The 15,811-nt window shown below is 74.1% G+C and carries 14 protein-coding genes; 10 read left to right on the forward strand and 4 right to left on the reverse strand.

The genetic code is table 11. From position 1 onward, the window contains the following. The first annotated feature begins 47 nt into the window (after positions 1 to 47). The 7 genes from ACZ51S_RS23675 (at position 48) to ACZ51S_RS23705 (ending at position 6,796) form a co-directional block, all read left to right on the forward strand. Complete coding sequence (locus ACZ51S_RS23675) at positions 48 to 1,016, forward strand: helix-turn-helix transcriptional regulator (RefSeq protein ID WP_468479644.1); 969 nt, start codon at positions 48 to 50, stop codon at positions 1,014 to 1,016. A 15-nt stretch (positions 1,017 to 1,031) separates the two neighbouring features. Then, positions 1,032 to 1,265 carry a CpXC domain-containing protein gene (locus ACZ51S_RS23680; RefSeq protein ID WP_388945279.1) on the forward strand — a complete coding sequence of 78 codons (234 nt, stop codon included), beginning with the start codon at positions 1,032 to 1,034 and terminating at the stop codon, positions 1,263 to 1,265. Positions 1,266 to 1,288: 23 nt separating this feature from the next. Further along, entirely contained in the window at positions 1,289 to 1,489 is a 201-nt protein-coding gene (locus ACZ51S_RS23685) for a hypothetical protein (protein ID WP_388945282.1), read from the forward strand. Positions 1,490 to 1,698: 209 nt separating this feature from the next. Beyond that, positions 1,699 to 1,995, forward strand: coding sequence for a Sec-independent protein translocase subunit TatA (gene tatA, locus ACZ51S_RS23690; protein ID WP_388945284.1), 297 nt, complete (start codon positions 1,699 to 1,701; stop codon positions 1,993 to 1,995). A gap of 53 nt (positions 1,996 to 2,048) precedes the next feature. Continuing rightward, entirely contained in the window at positions 2,049 to 3,014 is a 966-nt protein-coding gene (gene tatC, locus ACZ51S_RS23695; protein ID WP_468479642.1) for a twin-arginine translocase subunit TatC, read from the forward strand. Between the two features lie 136 nt (positions 3,015 to 3,150). Continuing rightward, positions 3,151 to 6,003 (forward strand): DEAD/DEAH box helicase, encoded by a 2,853-nt coding sequence (locus tag ACZ51S_RS23700; protein WP_468476412.1) that lies wholly within the window; start codon positions 3,151 to 3,153, stop codon positions 6,001 to 6,003. 91 nt (positions 6,004 to 6,094) lie between these two features. Continuing rightward, positions 6,095 to 6,796: a TetR/AcrR family transcriptional regulator gene (locus ACZ51S_RS23705; protein WP_468961915.1), complete on the forward strand. Its 702-nt coding sequence runs from the start codon at positions 6,095 to 6,097 to the stop codon at positions 6,794 to 6,796. Here the strand turns inward: ACZ51S_RS23705 and ACZ51S_RS23710 are convergent. The 4 genes from ACZ51S_RS23710 to ACZ51S_RS23725 all read right to left on the reverse strand — a co-directional run bounded on the left by ACZ51S_RS23710 (position 6,741) and on the right by ACZ51S_RS23725 (position 11,220). Continuing rightward, positions 6,741 to 7,709: a pseudouridine synthase gene (locus tag ACZ51S_RS23710; protein ID WP_468476410.1), complete on the reverse strand. Its 969-nt coding sequence runs from the start codon at positions 7,707 to 7,709 to the stop codon at positions 6,741 to 6,743. The genes ACZ51S_RS23705 and ACZ51S_RS23710 overlap by 56 nt on opposite strands. Before the next feature lie 18 nt (positions 7,710 to 7,727). Then, positions 7,728 to 9,269, reverse strand: coding sequence for a serine hydrolase (locus tag ACZ51S_RS23715; protein WP_468476409.1), 1,542 nt, complete (start codon positions 9,267 to 9,269; stop codon positions 7,728 to 7,730). 150 nt (positions 9,270 to 9,419) lie between these two features. Continuing rightward, the gene (locus ACZ51S_RS23720; protein ID WP_468476408.1) at positions 9,420 to 10,265 is read right to left on the reverse strand and encodes a siderophore-interacting protein; all 846 of its coding nucleotides are present in this window, start codon (positions 10,263 to 10,265) and stop codon (positions 9,420 to 9,422) included. Positions 10,266 to 10,314: 49 nt separating this feature from the next. Continuing rightward, the gene (locus ACZ51S_RS23725; protein ID WP_468476414.1) at positions 10,315 to 11,220 is read right to left on the reverse strand and encodes a 5'-3' exonuclease; all 906 of its coding nucleotides are present in this window, start codon (positions 11,218 to 11,220) and stop codon (positions 10,315 to 10,317) included. Positions 11,221 to 11,532: 312 nt separating this feature from the next. Here ACZ51S_RS23725 and ACZ51S_RS23730 point away from each other — a divergent pair, with 312 nt between their 5' ends. The 3 genes from ACZ51S_RS23730 to ACZ51S_RS23740 all read left to right on the forward strand — a co-directional run bounded on the left by ACZ51S_RS23730 (position 11,533) and on the right by ACZ51S_RS23740 (position 15,811). Beyond that, positions 11,533 to 12,954, forward strand: a complete 1,422-nt coding sequence (locus tag ACZ51S_RS23730; RefSeq protein WP_468476407.1) for a galactose oxidase-like domain-containing protein — start codon at positions 11,533 to 11,535, stop codon at positions 12,952 to 12,954. Between the two features lie 73 nt (positions 12,955 to 13,027). Then, positions 13,028 to 15,013, forward strand: a complete 1,986-nt coding sequence (locus ACZ51S_RS23735; protein WP_468961918.1) for a Dyp-type peroxidase — start codon at positions 13,028 to 13,030, stop codon at positions 15,011 to 15,013. 249 nt (positions 15,014 to 15,262) lie between these two features. Further along, entirely contained in the window at positions 15,263 to 15,811 is a 549-nt protein-coding gene (locus tag ACZ51S_RS23740; RefSeq protein ID WP_388945355.1) for a helix-turn-helix domain-containing protein, read from the forward strand.

The following is a 15,811-nucleotide window of genomic DNA, read 5'->3' on the forward strand; positions in this document are numbered from 1 at the left end:
ACCCGAACAACAACAGCAGCAACGCCCTGAGGGGGAGACGTAGCAGCATGGCCGCCAACGCCATCGACCAGACCCGCCGGATGCTGTCCCTGGTGACCTACCTGCGCGAGCGCCCCGGCGCGCACGTCGCGGACGTCGCCCGCGCCTTCGGGATCACCGAGGACGAGCTGATCTCGGACCTCGACGTGCTGCCCATGTGCGGCACCAGCTTCCGCGGCGGTGACCTGCTCGACATCGACACCGACGGCGACCGCATCTGGTGGCACAACGCCGACGCCTCGGGGGAGTCCACCGCCGAGCCGCTGCGGCTCGCCGCCGACGAGGCCACCTCCCTGCTGGTCGCCGCCCGCGCCGTCGCGACCCTGCCCGGGCTGCGCGAGAGCGACCGGGACGCGCTGCTGCGGGCCACCGCCAAGCTGGAGGCCGCCGCGGGCGAGGCCGCCGGGGCCAGCGCCCGGCTGTCGGTGACCTTCGAGTCGGAGGGCGGGGTCTTCGCGGACGTCGACCGGGCCATCTCCGAGCGGCGCCGGCTGTGGCTGCGCTACTACTCGCCGGCCCGCGACGAGCTGACCGAGCGCACCGTCGACCCGATCCGGCTCTTCGCCGTCGGCCACACCTACCTGGAGGGCTGGTGCCACCTCTCGGAGGCCCGGCGCACCTTCCGGCTCGACCGGGTCGCCGAGATCCGGCTGCTCGACGAGCGGGCCGAGCCGCCCGCGATCGAGCCGCGCGACCTGTCCGTCGGCCTCGTGCAGCCGGCCGCCGAGGACCCGGAGGTGGTCGTCGAGGTGGGTCCCGGCGGGCGCTGGGTCGCCGAGTACTACCCCCACGACAGCGCCGAGGAGCTGCCCGGCGGGGGCCTGAGGATCACGCTGCGCAGCCCCGACCCGGCCTCGCTGCGCCGGCTCGCGCTGCGTCTGGGGCGTGACGGGCGGATCGTGTCGCCGCCGGAGCTGGCGGACAGCGCGCGGAAGGCCGCTGGAGAAGCACTCGCGGGGTACGGGGAACAGGTCTAGGGGGAGCGGGGAGCGATGTCGCGATCAGCAGGTCTCGTACCGGTCACGTTCAAGGCGGCCTGTCCCGAGTGCCGGGCGCGTTTCGAGCTCGCGGCGGACGCGCTGCGCCTGGCGATCGGGGGCAGCCGGCGCACCACCTTCTACTCCTTCACCTGTCCCGAGTGCGCGGCGGCGGTCCGCAAACCAGCAGGTGAGCGCATCGTGGAGCTGCTGACGGGCGGGGGAGTGAGCACCCTGCGCAGTGTGTGAGGGCGGGGCGCTAGGCTCTTGGCATGCTGTGGCCGATGCTCGCGATCGCCCTGGGATTCCTCGGGCTCGCCGTCCTGTCCGTCCTCGCCCTGCGGGTCTTCCTGGAGGTGCGGCGGCTGTCCGGGCAGGTCGCGCTGGCCAGCCGCCGGATCACCGAGGCCTCGGGCGACCTGGAACGGGCCGCTTCCGACCTCGCGCGGGCGGGGCGCGCGGCGGCTCCGTAGCGGTCGCGCGACCAGCACGCGGCCTTCTGGATATGGAAACCGCGGAGCCGGACCCGTACCGTCGGGTGCGGCAGGCAATCGCGCAGCCCCCCGGGGATTGCCGGGCGTTAACCGTCGGGGGTTACGATCCATGTCAGAGCGGTACCGGATCTTTGTCCGGAATCGCCTGGCCACCACAACCAGCCGTTTCGGTGAGAAGGAAGACACACATGATCGGCAATCTGAAGCCCCTTGAGATCCTTCTGATCATCGCTGTCATCGTGCTGCTGTTCGGCGCCAAGAAGCTCCCCGAGATGGCCCGCTCGCTCGGCAAGTCGGCCCGCATCCTCAAGAGCGAGGCCAAGGCGATGAAGAAGGACGGCGAGGCCGAGGACGCCGCCACCGCCGCCCCGGCCGCCGATCAGGCCGCACAGCAGCCCGCCGCCCCCCGTACCATCCAGGCCGCGCCCGGTGACGTCACCAGCGCCCGGCCCGTCAACGAGCCGAACCGCACCACCCAGGGCTGACGCGCGGCGGTCGCCGTCACGCCAGTCATCTGCAACGAGACAAGGGACGTGGGTTGCTCAAGTCTGCCCGCAAGCAGGGGAAACAGGACCGGCAGGCGAAGGACGCCGAAGGGCGGATGCCGCTGGTCGAGCACCTGCGTGAGCTGAGGAACCGGCTGCTGAAGTCGGTTCTGGCGATCATCGTGGTCACGGTCGTCGCGGCCTACTTCTACCGGCCGATCATCGACTTCCTGCTGGAGCCGATGCTGTCGTCCGTGGGCTGCACCAACGGCGCGACGCACCAGCGCAACGGCGCCCCCTGCGCCGAGATGACCACCAACGGCCTGACCGCGCCCTTCTCCATCGCGCTGAAGGTCGGCCTGTCCGCCGGCATCGTGCTCTCCGCCCCGGTCTGGCTGTACCAGCTGTGGGCGTTCGCCGCCCCCGGCCTGCACCGGAACGAGAAGAAGTACGCGCTGAGCTTCGTCGCGGTCGGCGCGCCCCTCTTCCTCGCCGGCGCGGTGCTCGCGTACAAGATCCTGCCGCAGACGGCGGAGATCCTCCTCGGCTTCACCCCCGACCACGTCAAGAACCTGCTGCCGGTCGACGACTACCTCGACCTGGTCACGCGCATGGTCGTGGTCTTCGGCATCGCCTTCGAGCTGCCGCTGATGCTGGTGCTGCTGAACTTCACCGGAGTGCTCAGCGGGAAGCGGCTGGGCAGCTGGTGGCGCGCCATGGTCCTCGGCATCACGCTCTTCGCGGCGTTCGCCACGCCCACCGGTGACCCGATCACCATGCTGACGCTGGCCTCCCCGATCGTCGCCCTGTACTTCATCGCCCTCGGCATCTGCCTGCTGAACGACCGGCGGCGCAGGCGCGGCGACCCCGATGCCGGGCTCGACGACGACGAGGCCTCCGAGCTGGACCTGACCCCGGCCCCGATCGGCGCGACCGGAGCGGCCCCGTCCGCCTCCCCCCTGCCCGTGCAGGACGACGGCGGCCGCCGCCAGATCAGCGGCTACGACGACGCCACCTGACCGGAGGAACCCCGGTACGGGGCCGGGGCGCGCACGCCGCGCGGCCCGGCCCCGTACCGCGTTCCCGGGTCGCCCGGGACGGTCACTTAAATGATCGCGACTGTTGTCAGGGGCGGCGGGTAGGCTCGAGAGCAAGATGACCGAAGAACTCTCACCCGCCGAGCGGTACGCCGCTGCCCGGATCCGCGCCGCCGAAGAGGCCTCCGCCCTGGCCCCCTTCCGCGAGATGTACGCATTCGACCTGGATCCGTACCAGATCGAGGCCTGTAAGGCTCTGGAGGCCGGCAAGGGCGTCCTGGTGGCCGCCCCGACCGGTTCGGGCAAGACCATCGTGGGCGAGTTCGCCGTGCACCTCGCCCTCCAGCAGGGCCGCAAGTGCTTCTACACGACCCCGATCAAAGCCCTGTCGAACCAGAAGTACGCCGACCTCGTCAAGCGCTACGGCGCCGCGAAGGTGGGCCTGCTGACCGGTGACAACAGCGTCAACGGCGACGCCCCCGTGGTCGTGATGACCACCGAGGTGCTCCGCAACATGCTCTACGCGGGCTCCCAGGCGCTCAGCGGCCTCGGCTACGTCGTGATGGACGAGGTGCACTACCTCTCCGACCGGTTCCGCGGCGCCGTGTGGGAGGAAGTGATCATCCACCTCCCCGAGTCGGTGACCCTGGTCTCACTCTCCGCGACCGTCTCCAACGCCGAGGAGTTCGGCGACTGGCTCGACACCGTGCGCGGCGACACCGAGGTCATCGTCTCCGAGGAGCGGCCCGTACCGCTGTGGCAGCACGTCATGGCCGGCCGCCGGATCTACGACCTCTTCGAGGAGGAGTCCGACCACGGAGGCCGCGGCTCCACCCGCCGCGAGGTCAATCCCGACCTGCTGCGCATGGCCCGCGAGGAGAACAGCCGCGGCTACAGCCCCAAGGACCGGCGGCGCGGCAAGATGGTCCGCGAGGCCGACCGCGAGCGCGAGCGCCGCTCCCGCAGCCGGATCTGGACCCCCGGCCGCCCCGAGGTGATCGCGCGGCTCGACAACGACGACCTGCTGCCCGCCATCAACTTCATCTTCAGCCGGGCCGGGTGCGAGGCCGCCGTCCAGCAGTGCCTGTACGCGGGCCTGCGGCTCAACGACGACACCGCGCGCCTGAGGGTCCGGGAGATCGTCGAGGAGCGGACCGCCTCCATCCCCGCCGAGGACCTGCACGTCCTGGGCTACTACGAGTGGCTCGAAGGCCTGGAGCGGGGCATCGCCGCGCACCACGCGGGCATGCTGCCCACCTTCAAGGAGGTCGTCGAGGAGCTGTTCGTACGCGGCCTCGTCAAGGCCGTCTTCGCCACCGAGACCCTCGCGCTCGGCATCAACATGCCCGCGCGCACGGTCATCCTGGAGAAGCTGGTCAAGTGGAACGGCGAGCAGCACGCCGACATCACCCCCGGCGAGTACACGCAGCTCACCGGCCGGGCAGGGCGGCGCGGCATCGACGTCGAGGGCCACGCGGTGGTGCTGTGGCAGCGCGGCATGGACCCGGTGCAGCTCGCCGGGCTCGCCGGAACCCGCACCTATCCGCTGCGCTCCAGCTTCAGGCCCTCGTACAACATGGCCGTCAACCTGGTCTCCCAGTTCGGCCGGCACCGCTCCAGGGAACTGCTGGAGACCTCCTTCGCGCAGTTCCAGGCGGACCGCGCGGTCGTCGGGATCTCCCGGCAGGTGCAGCGCAACGAGGAGGGCCTGGAGGGCTACCGGGAGGGCATGACCTGCCACCTCGGCGACTTCGAGGAGTACGCGCGGCTGCGCCGCGAGCTCAAGGACCGCGAGACCGACCTCGCCAAACAGGGCGCCGCCCAGCGCCGGGCGCAGGCGGCCAGTTCGCTGGAGAAACTGAAGCCGGGCGACGTCATCCACGTGCCGACGGGCAAGTTCGCCGGGCTGGCCCTGGTCCTGGACCCGGGCGTGCCGGGCGGGCGTGTCAACGGACACCGCGGGCACGACTACCACGAGGGCCCCCGCCCGCTGGTGCTCACCGCCGAACGGCAGGTCAAGCGGCTCGCCGCGATCGACTTCCCGGTGCCGGTCGAGGCCATCGACCGGATGCGGATCCCCAAGACCTTCAACGCGCGCTCCCCCCAGTCCCGCAGGGACCTGGCGACGGCGCTGCGCAACAAGGCCGGGCACGTCCACCCGCAGCGGCACCGGCCGGGCCGGGCCGCCGCGGCCGACGACCGCGAGATCGCCCGGCTGCGGACCGAGCTGCGGGCGCACCCCTGCCACGGCTGCGACGAGCGCGAGGACCACGCCCGCTGGGCGGAGCGCTACCACCGCCTCAAGCGGGACACGCAGCAGCTGGAGCGGCGCATCGAGGGCCGGACGAACACCATCGCCCGCACCTTCGACCGGATCCACGCCCTGCTGACCGAGCTGGACTACCTGCGCGAGGACGAGGTCACCGCGCACGGCAAGCGCCTGGCCCGGCTCTACGGGGAGCTGGACCTGCTGGCCTCGGAGTGCCTGCGCGAAGGCGTCTGGGAGGGGCTGAGCCCCGCCGAACTGGCCGCCTGCGTCTCGGCGTTGGTCTTCGAGGCCCGGCAGTCCGACGACGCGGCCCCGCCGAAGGTGCCGGGCGGCGCGGCGAAGGCGGCGCTGGGCGAGATGGTCCGCATCTGGGGCCGGCTCGACGCGCTGGAGGAGGAGCACCGCATCAACCAGGCGGAGGGCGTCGGCCAGCGCGAGCCGGACCTCGGATTCGCGTGGGCGGCCTACCAGTGGGCCTCCGACAAGAGCCTGGACGAGGTCCTGCGCGAGGCGGAGATGCCGGCCGGCGACTTCGTGCGCTGGTGCAAGCAGGTCATCGACGTCCTCGGACAGATCGCGCAGGCGGCCCCCGCCTCGACGGCCCCGCCCTCCTCGGCGGGCGGCAGCACGGTGGCGCGCAACGCCCGCAAGGCCGTCGACGCCCTGTTGCGGGGTGTCGTGGCCTACAGCTCCGTCGGGTAGCCGGGTCTTGGGGCTTCCTCCGAAGCCCCTGAAGGCACGGTCTCATCTCCTGCCATGATCGTCGCGGCGCGTCCCGTGCGACGATCGGCGTATGAGCGGGGGAACGGGCGAAGGCCCGAGACGGGTCGGCCGGCCGCGCGCCGACCGGCTGAGAGCGGACAGCGGCCGGCCGCCGCGCGAGGAACTCCTGCGCGCGGCGGCCGAACTGTTCACGGTCCGCGGGTACGCGGCCACCACCACCCGGGCGGTGGCCGAACGGGCCGGAATGCGTCAGGCCACGATGTACCACTACTTCGGCGGCAAGGAGGAACTCCTCGCCGAACTCCTGGAGTCCACGGTCGCGCCCTCGCTGGAGCTCTCCCGCCGGCTGCTGGCCGACACCGGCCGGCCCGCCGCCGTACGGCTGTGGGAGCTGTGCCGCTCGGACGTGCTGCTGCTGTGCGGGGGACCGTACGACCTGGGCGCCCTCTACCTGCTGCCCGAGCTGCGGAGCCGGCGGCTGGCGGGGTTCCGGCGGATGCGCGGGGAACTGCGCGACGGCTACCGGACGTTGCTCGCGGCGACCCCGGCGGGGGCCGCACTCGCCGCGGACGGGGACAAGGCCGCCCTGGCCCTGCGCAACGACCTGGTCTTCGGCCTGATCGAGGGCGTCATGCTGGTCCGCCGCTCCGATCCGGGGCGCCCGGTCGCGGCCTTCGCGGAGGCCGCCGCCGATGCCGCCCTGCGGATCGCCGGGCTCACACCGCCGGACCCGCTTCCCAGCCCGCGCGGTCCCGCCAGGCCTGGAGGGTGAGCCCGCTCTCCAGCCGGTGCCGGGTGCCCGTGACGGGGTCGGTGAAGGCCAGGACGCGGGCCAGCAGCTGGAGCGGGCGCCGGAAGTCCGCCGGGCCGGCCGCCTCGGCCACCACCGGGTAGACGGGATCGCCCAGGATGGGCAGGCCCAGACCGTTCATGTGCACCCGCAGCTGGTGGGTGCGCCCGGTGTGCGGGGTGAGCCGGTAGCGGCCCAGCCCGTCGCGGGCCTCGGCGAGCTCGATCAGGCTCTCGGCGTTCGGCTCGGCGCCGGGCACCTCGACCGCGGCCATCACCCCGCGGGTCTTCTCGATGTGGCTGCGGACCAGCCGGGGCAGCTCCAGCGACGGGTCGTGGGCCGCGAGGGCCTCGTACTCCTTGTGGACCCGCCGCTGCTGGAACAGCGTCTGGTAGGCGCCGCGGTCCTCGGGCCGGATGCTGAACATCACCAGCCCGGCCGTCATCCGGTCCAGGCGGTGCGCCGGGCTCAGGGCGGGCAGGTCCAGTTCCCGGCGCAGCCGCGCCAGGGCGGTCTCGGTGACGTGGGTGCCGCGCGGGGTGGTCGCCAGGAAGTGCGGCTTGTCCACCACCAGCAGGTGCCGGTCGCGGTGGACCACGCGGATCGGGAAGGGCACGGGCGGCTCGGGCGGCATGTCCCTGTGGAACCAGAGCCAGCCGCCCGGCTCGTACGGGTCCTCGCGCCGCAGCACCCGGCCGCCCTCGCCGAGCACCCGGCCGTCCGCGAGCAGCCGGGCCATGGACTCGGAGCCGCGCGTGCCGGCGTACCGCTCGGTCAGGTAGTCGCCGAGCAGGGGCCACCTGCCCTCGTGGTCGGGGGGCAGGCGCATCCGGACCGGGTCGATGCCGGCCTGCTGGGGGAGGGGTGCGGGCGGGATGTGGGATCTGCGGCTCATCGGGACCAGGGTAGGCGGCTACTTCTGGGTGAAGGTGCCGAGGCGGTTCTGGTCGAGGTACTCGACGCGGACCGTGCCGTCGGAGAAGAACACCCCGGTCCGGCCGACGGCGTTCTCGCCGGTCGTCTCGAAGCTGAACGTGTCGCCGTCGTAGTGGGTCAGGGGGAAGCGCATCGGCTCCGGGCCGAGGGAGAGGACCAGGCCCTTGCCGGAGGGGTCGGCGGCGACCGTGAGGGGGCCGTAGTACGGGTTCTCGTAGGTACCCGTGTAGACGCTGTCGTCGCGGGCGGGCTTCGCGCCGGCCGGGGGGCGGGCGTAGTCGGTGTCGGACCGGGCCGCGGCGTCCAGCTGCTCGTACGTGGCGGCGATGAGCGGCAGCCAGTCGGCGGTCGGCTTGCCGTGCTCGGCGATGTCGAAGAAGTCCAGGGCGACGGAGTCCGCCAGGCCGACGGGGGAGCCGTTGGTCAGGACGACGATGCCGAGGCGCTCCAGCGGGACCATCGTGACGTTGGTGTTGGCGCCGAGCTCGAAGCCCCCGGAGTGGCTCAGGCGCAGCCGGCCGGCGTCGTCGTAGCTGACGTTCCAGCCGAGCCCGTAGAACTGCGGGGTGCCCCGGGGGGTCTGGGCCTGGGAGACGATCTCGGGGAGCCGGGTGCGGGCGAGGGTGTCCTCGGGGATGACGCGCTTCCCGTCGAGGGTGCCGGTGTTCAGCTGGAGCCGCAGCCAGCGGGCCATGTCGCGGGCGGTGGAGCTGGTACCGCCCGCCGGGGTCTGGGCGTCGGCGTCGCGGACGTAGCGGGGGCTCCAGGTGCCGTCGGCGTTCCTCACGTGGCCGGACGCCCGGTCCGGGGCCTTGGCGTAGGCGGAGAACTCGGTGCTGGTGCGGGTCATGCCGGCGGGCTTGAAGAGGGTGTCCTCGCTGAGCTTCTGCCAGCTCACGCCGTGGTCGCGGGCGACGGCCTCGGCGGCGGCGGTGAACCCGAAGTTGGTGTACGCGTAGCTCGCGCGGAAGGGGGTCAGCGGCTCCTCGCGGAGGTGGCCGAGGATGTACGCCTGGTCGTAGCCGAGGTCCTCCAGGAGGTCCCCGGCGTGGTCGGGGAGGCCGCTGCGGTGGGAGAGCAGGTCGGCGGCCGTGACGTGCGAGGTGACCCAGGGGTCTTTGAGGGCGAAGCCGGGGAGGGTTCCGGCGAGGGGTTCGTCCCAGGCCCCGGGGGAGGTGAGGGTCCCGGCGATGACGGTGGAGGTGACCGGCTTGGAGACGGAGGCCAGCTGGAAGACGGTGTCGGGGCCGACCTTGGCGGTGTCGCCGGTGCGGCGGAGCCCGAAGCCCTTGAGGTAGACGACCTTGTCGTCGTGGACGACGGCGACGGAGACGCCCGGGACGCCGGTCCGGCGCATGCCGGCGGCGACGGTGGCGTCGAGCCGGGCGATCGCGGTGGCGACCGCGGCGTCGGTGAGGCGCGGCGCGGGGGGTGGGGGCGGGGCGGGAGCCGCCGACGCGGCCGCGGTCACCATCAGCACCACGGCTCCGGCGAGTCCGGCTGCGCGGAACGTACGCATGGGGCCATTGTCCGCCCGGAGTCGCCCCCGCGCCGCTCGGACGGGGGGCGGTGCGGAGGCCGCGCCGAGGGGGTGTGCCGGGGTCCGGCCCTGATCAGCCGGATCCCCCTGGCCGGCGCCGCGCGCCCGCCGGCGGGCGCGGGACGGCCCTCAGGCCGCGGCGCGGGCCGGGAGGTCCTGTTCGGCCTCGACCGTGGCGTTCCAGTCGCGCTTGATGGCGCGCCAGCCCTCGTCCGTCTCGCCCAGGCGCCAGTAGCCCGAGATCGACAGCCGCTCGCGCGCCACGCCGCGGTCCAGGCGGAGGTGGCGGCGGAGCTCCTTCACGAAGCCCGCCTCGCCGTGGACGAACGCGTGCACGTCGGCGGAGGGGAAGTGCAGGGAGGTGACCGCCTCGACCAGGGCCGCGCCCACCGGGCGGTCGCCGCGGTGCAGCCATACCGGGGAGACGCCGTCCGGGGTGCGGACGTCCTGCTCGTCCGCCGGGCCGTCGACCTCGACGAAGGCGTGCACCAGCGAGCCCCGCGGCATGCGTTCCATCGACGCCGCGATCCCCGGCAGGGCGCTCTCGTCACCGGCGAGGAGGTGCCAGCCCGCCAGCGGGTCCGGGGCGTAGCTGCCGCCGGGCCCGAGGAAGTGGACCCGTTCGCCCGGCTGTACGCGGGCCGCCCAGGGGCCGGCCAGGCCCTCGTCGCCGTGGACGACGAAGTCCAGGGTCAGCTCCCGGCGGGCCGGGTCCCAGGCGCGGACCGTGTACGCGCGCTGGCGGGGCCAGGCCTCGCGGCGGTGGGTGGCGCGGATGACGTCGAGGTCCCAGGGCTCGGCGTACCGCACGCCCTCGGGTGCGAAGAGGAGTTTCACGTAGTGGTCCGTGTGCGCGCCCGCGTCGAAGGCGGCCAGCCCGTCGCCGCCGAGCACGAGGCGGACCATGTGCGGCGTGAGTCGTTCGGTGCGTACGACGACTGCGGTGCCGACGGTGCGGGCGCGTCCTTCTGCCACGGTATCTCCCCTTACGCCTACGAAGCTTAGGATTACCTAACTTAGCATCTCAGGGGCGCAGCGCGCTGCTCAGACGTGACACCGCTCCTCCCAGACCCCACCGATGGGCGAGTGCCTCGACCATCTCGGGCCTGGCGGGGGCCTTCGGGAGGGCCGCTTCGAAGGCCGGGAGCGGGACGTCGGAGGCCACCTGCACCACCTTGGGGGCGACCTCGAGGTAGGCGCGGGACTCGTCCAGGCGCTTGCGCTGGGTGGGGGTCAGCCCCGACTTCGGGTCGCCGGCCGCCGCGATGATGCCGGCCAGGTCCCCGTACGCGTCCAACAGCTTGGCCGCCGTCTTCTCGCCGATGCCGGGCACGCCCGGCAGGCCGTCACTCGGGTCGCCGCGCAGCAGCGCGAGGTCCGCGTACCCGGGGCCGTCCACCCCGTACTTCTCGCGCAGCCAGGCCTCGTCCGTCACCTGGAGGCTGCCCACGCCCTTGAGCGGGTACAGGACGCGGCGCTGCCGGGCGTCGTCGACCAGCTGGTAGAGGTCCCGGTCGCCGGTGACGATGTCCACCGGGCCGGTGGCGCGGGCCGTGAGGGTGCCGATCACGTCGTCGGCCTCGTAACCGGCGACCCCCACCCGGGCGATGCCGAACGCGTCCAGTGCCGCCTCGATGATCGGCACCTGCGGGGCCAGGGTGTCCGGGGTCTCCTCCACGTCCGGGCCGGTCTCCGTCGCCTCGGCGACCCGGTGCGCCTTGTAGGAGGGGATCAGCTCCACCCGCCAGTGCGGCCGCCAGTCGGCGTCCATGCAGGCCACCAGGTCGTCGGGGCGGTGGTCCTGCACCAGCCGGCCGATGAAGTCGAGCAGTCCGCGCACGGCGTTGACGGGGGTGCCGTCGGGGGCCTTCACCGAGTCGGGCACGCCGAAATAGGCGCGGTAGTAGAGGGAGGAGGTGTCCAGGAGCATCAGGCGTCGTGTCGTCACGCAGACGATGATGCCGCACCGCCGTCGAGGTGCGGGGGTCACCCGAAGTGAGGGGACGGTCACTCAAACAGTTGCTCCGGCGCGCGCGTTCGCGATCGCTCGCGGAGGGTTTGATCACCGGCCGGGTCCGGTGCCCGTCCGGTTCCGGCCGGTCCGGTCAGGTCCCGTCCGGTTGTGTCCGTCCGCCGTCCGGCGCCGCCGTCCGGTTCCGTCCGGTCCCGCCGTCCGGTTCTGCCCTGTCCCGCCGACCCGTTCAGCCCCGTTCCGCCCGCCCCCGTCACGTGAGGGTTCCGCATGCCCCGTCGCGGAGTCGCCCGCGCCCTCGTCGCGAGCACCGTGCTGTCCCTGCTGCCCGCCGGCCCCGTCGCCGCCCACGACGGTTCGCCCGGTCCTTCCGCCGCCACCGCCACCGTCCGGCAGAGCCCCGGCGAGGTGCGCGAGCGGGTCCGGCGGGAGGTCTCCCCGGCGGAGGCGCGCGCCCTCGGCCCCGAGCGCGCCGAGGCGCACGCGCGCACCCGCCTCGCGGTGCGGGAGGAGGCCGGCCGTCCCGACACCGTCAGGGCCGCCCGCCTCGCGTCCCTGACGGAGTCTCAAGCCCGGGCGAACGCCGGTTTCCGCCCCGCCCTCTACGGCGCGTTCACGGAGTACTTCGACTCGCCGGATTCCGGCGCGCACACCGCGCTGCTGCCGACCGGCAAGGTGCTGCTGTTCTCCTTCGAGGACACCGGCGCCGGCCGTGCCTTCCTGTGGGACCCGGCGAAGGGCACCGGTGCAGGGTCGTTCGAGAAGGTCACCCCGCCCCGGTCCGCCGCGCCCTTCTTCCCCACCGGCCACGCGCTCCTGCCCAGCGGCGGGCTCGTCGTCCGCGGGGGCCCCGGCGCACACGCGGACGGCGGGCCCACGCTGGTCTTCGACCCCTGGACCGAGGCCTGGAGCCGCGGGCCGGCGACGCCCGCGGGCCGCCGGGCGCCCTTCCCGGACGGGGCCGGGCCGCTCTGGGGCACCCGCGCCCCGGCGGTGGAACGTTTCCCCGCGCGCGTGCATCCCCCGGCGGCGGGCGGCCCCTCGTACGCGCCCTCCGCCGGCCGCCCCCACGACAACACCCTCCTGATGCCCGACGGCACGCTGCTGACCGTGAGCGGCGCGTACGACATCCACGACTACGCGAGCGGCCTGCTCAGCCCCGCCACCGACCCCAAGTACCGGCAGCTGGAGCTGCGCGACACCAAGGGCGGCTGGCGGCTGGGCCCGCTGCAGCGGCTGCCGCGCGGCCACCGCTCCAACGCCCTGGTCCTGCCCGACGGCCGGGTCGCGATCACCGGCGACGAGCTCCAGCAGACCGCCCACGACGCGGACCTCGGCGACGGCGCGCACGGCACCATCGAGATCTACGAGCCCGCCTACCTGCACCAGGGGCCCCGGCCCGTGCTCGACGAGGTGCCCGCCGTGCCCCTCGCCCCCGGCGACCGCTTCCGGGTCCGCACCAGCACCCCGGACCGGGTCCGCGGGGCCGTGCTGCTGGCGCCGGCCGGCGCTCCCGACCCCGCCGGGGCCGCCCGGCGGCAGGTCGAACTGCGCATCGAGCGGCGCGAGGGCGGACTCCTCACCCTCCAGGCCCCGCCGACGCGGGCGGCCGCCCCGTCCGGCCACCACCTGCTCTTCCTCCTCGACGGGAAGGGCGTGCCGAGCGTCGCGCGCTGGATCCGGCTGACCTGACCCCACCCCACCCCGGCCCGATCTCCGCACCTCCCGCCCTCCCGGCCCTTCCGCCCCGCACCCTGGAGACCCGATGGACGATCCGCAGCCCCTCACCCCCGCCCGCAGGAACGTCATCAGGGCCGGGGCGGCGGCCGCCGCCGCGCTCGCCGTGTGCCCGTACGCCGCCGGCGCGGCGACGGCGGCGCCTGCGCCACCGCCCGCCACCCGCGGCCCCGCCCCGGCGCCCTCCGCGGGCGGGGCCGCGGGCCTGCCGCTGCGCGCCGACCGCACCACCCAGGGCGACATCCTCGCCGGCTCCCGGAAGGACCACGCCTGCCTGCTGCTCCTGCACTTCCGCGACGCCGCGCGGGCCAGGAGCTGGCTCGGACGGCTGCTGCCGGAGATCTCCACCACCGAGGAGATGGCCCGCTTCAACGCCGCCTTCAGCGCCGCCCGGCTCAAGGCGGGCGGTGCCGACCCGGCGGGGCTCTCCGCCCAGTGGACCGGGCTGTCCCTCACCCATCCCGGGCTGCGCCTGTTCGCCGGGCGGGACCCCTTCCCGGCGCTGCCCGCCGGCAGCACCGCCGAGGCGTTCGCGCAGGGCGCCGCCGAACGCGCGGAGGAGGTCGGCGACACCGGCGACAGCGCCCCCGGCTCCTGGCTGTTCGGCGCCGAGGAGCCGGGCCGCGCCGTGCACGCCGTCCTCAGCCTCTCGGCGGACGACCCGGCCCGGCTCGCCTCGGCGGTGGCCCGCCACAAGGAGGACCTCGGCCGGGCCGGCGGCGAGGTCGTCTTCCGGCAGAACGCGGGCAAGCTCCCGGGCGCGCTGAAGGGGCACGAGCACTTCGGCTTCGCCGACGGCATCAGCCAGCCCGGCGTACGCGGCTTCCACGAGCCCGATCCGGCCGACGCGAGCACGGTGAAGGGCAAGCCCGGCACCCGGCTGGTCCCGGCAGGGGAGTTCCTCGTCGGACAGGAGAGGGCCGGGCGGCGGCCCGCCGGCCTGCCCGCCTGGGCCACCGGCGGCTCCTTCCAGGTGATCCGCCGGCTGGCCCAGGACGTCCCCGGCTGGTGGGCGCAGGCCCGCGAGCGGGTGGCCGAGCTGAAGAGGGCCGGGGCCGCACCTCCCGAGGCGACCGAGACGTGGGTCGCGGCCCGCCTGGTCGGCCGCTGGCCCGGGGGCACCCCCATCGCCGGCTGCCCGCTCGCCGAGGAGCCCGCCCCCCTCGGCACGGATCCGGACGCCGCCCTGAAGTACGCGGACGACCCCGACGGCTGGCGCACCCCGCTGTTCTCGCACATCCGCAAGGGCAACCCCCGCGACGGCCTCGTCACCGTCCCGGGCAGGCCCCCGCCGGCCGCCTCCGAGCTGGACGGGCGGCGGATCATCCGGCGGGGCATCCCGTACGGCCCCGCCTTCGACTTCGACCGGCCCGCGCACGCGCAGAAGGCGCCGCGCGGCCTGGTCTTCGTCGGCTACCAGGCCGACCTGGTCCAGCAGTTCGAGTTCCTCTCCAAGCGGTGGATCAACGACACCGACTTCCCGCCCGGCCGCAACCCCCGCGTCGGGGCCGACCCGGTCCTCGGCCCGGAATCCCCCGTCACCTTCGAGACCGAGTCCGTGAACGGCAGCCGCGCCACCACCCTGCGCTTCGGCCGGTACGTCCGCACCGAGGGCGCCCTCTACGCCTTCACCCCCTCCCTCCCCACCCTGCGCGCCCTCGCCGAAGGCACTCTCGACGACTCCGTGGAGGTCCACGCGGGCACCGTCCTGCGCGCCGGTGACGTTCTCGACGCCGGCACCGTACGGCTGTCCCTCCAGGCCGGCGGGGACCTCGTCCTGCTCGGCGCCGGAGGGACCCGGCTGTGGAACGCGGGCACGGAGGGGGAGGGGAACGAGGCCGTCTTCTCCGCCGACGGCGAGCTGCGCGTCCGCACCGCGGACGACGTGATCCTGTGGAGCAGCGGCACCGACGGCCACCCCGGTGCCCGGCTGCTGGTCCGCCCGGCGGGCGACGCGGTGATCCTCGCCGGTGACCGTGTGCTGTGGCGCCAGGGCGGGGGCCACGTAGGGTGACCGGGTAGCCACGGGAATCCACCGGGTCGCGGGCCGGTGGGCTCCTGCGCGCGAATCACGGGGCGGTTGCTGCGTAAGGTGCTTACAGCACACCGATGTGCGTTGAGGACAGGGGAGGGCAGCCCCGACATGAACGACAAGGACGACGGAAGCATCGCGGACGCCACGGACGGCAGGGAGTACGAGCCCGCGCGGGCGGGCTCGGCCGAGGGCCACGACAAGGAGAAGGACTCCAAGGAGCCGCTGCGGGTGGGCGTCGCCGTGCGCAAACGGCGCCGCGCGCTGCACCTCACCCTCGCCGCCGTCTCGGCGCGCAGCGGCCTGTCGGTCCCCTTCCTGAGCCAGATAGAGAACGAGCGCGCCCGCCCCAGCATGCGTTCGCTGGAGCGGGTCGCCGACGCGCTGGAGACCACGGCCGTGGAGCTGCTGGCCGCCTCGGACACGGCGCGCACGGTGGACCTCGTACGGGCCGGTGACGAGCCCGGGCTCGCTCCGGTGATGGGCGTACGTCCCCTCGTGCGCGGCCACCACCAGCTGCACGCGCTGGAGTTCAGCGGGGACCAGGACGCCGGCCGCGAGTACCAGCACCGCAACGACGAGCTGATGTACGTGGTCTCCGGCGCCTGCCAGGTCGAGGCCGAGGGGCGGGCGTACCGGCTGGAGAGCGGGGACGCGCTGTTCCTTTCCGGCGGGGTGCGCCACCGCTGGCGGGCGGTCAGCGAGGACACCCGGCTGCTGGTGGTCGCCGTCGGGGACCACATCCACGCCACGTCCGAGCCGCCCTCGCCGGGGCGCTGA

Source organism: Streptomyces sp. NPDC034043 (assembly GCF_055575675.1).

Excerpts from the sequence above, each read along its gene's own strand:
- ACZ51S_RS23675 (WP_468479644.1), top strand. The coding sequence starts at position 48 with ATGGCCGCCAACGCCATCGACCAGACCCGCCGGATGCTGTCCCTGGTG.
- ACZ51S_RS23680 (WP_388945279.1), top strand. The coding sequence starts at position 1,032 with ATGTCGCGATCAGCAGGTCTCGTACCGGTCACGTTCAAGGCGGCCTGT.
- ACZ51S_RS23685 (WP_388945282.1), top strand. The coding sequence starts at position 1,289 with ATGCTGTGGCCGATGCTCGCGATCGCCCTGGGATTCCTCGGGCTCGCC.
- tatA (WP_388945284.1), top strand. The coding sequence starts at position 1,699 with ATGATCGGCAATCTGAAGCCCCTTGAGATCCTTCTGATCATCGCTGTC.
- ACZ51S_RS23700 (WP_468476412.1), top strand. The coding sequence starts at position 3,151 with ATGACCGAAGAACTCTCACCCGCCGAGCGGTACGCCGCTGCCCGGATC.
- ACZ51S_RS23705 (WP_468961915.1), top strand. The coding sequence starts at position 6,095 with ATGAGCGGGGGAACGGGCGAAGGCCCGAGACGGGTCGGCCGGCCGCGC.
- ACZ51S_RS23710 (WP_468476410.1), bottom strand. The coding sequence starts at position 7,709 with ATGAGCCGCAGATCCCACATCCCGCCCGCACCCCTCCCCCAGCAGGCC.
- ACZ51S_RS23715 (WP_468476409.1), bottom strand. The coding sequence starts at position 9,269 with ATGCGTACGTTCCGCGCAGCCGGACTCGCCGGAGCCGTGGTGCTGATG.
- ACZ51S_RS23725 (WP_468476414.1), bottom strand. The coding sequence starts at position 11,220 with ATGCTCCTGGACACCTCCTCCCTCTACTACCGCGCCTATTTCGGCGTG.
- ACZ51S_RS23730 (WP_468476407.1), top strand. The coding sequence starts at position 11,533 with ATGCCCCGTCGCGGAGTCGCCCGCGCCCTCGTCGCGAGCACCGTGCTG.
- ACZ51S_RS23735 (WP_468961918.1), top strand. The coding sequence starts at position 13,028 with ATGGACGATCCGCAGCCCCTCACCCCCGCCCGCAGGAACGTCATCAGG.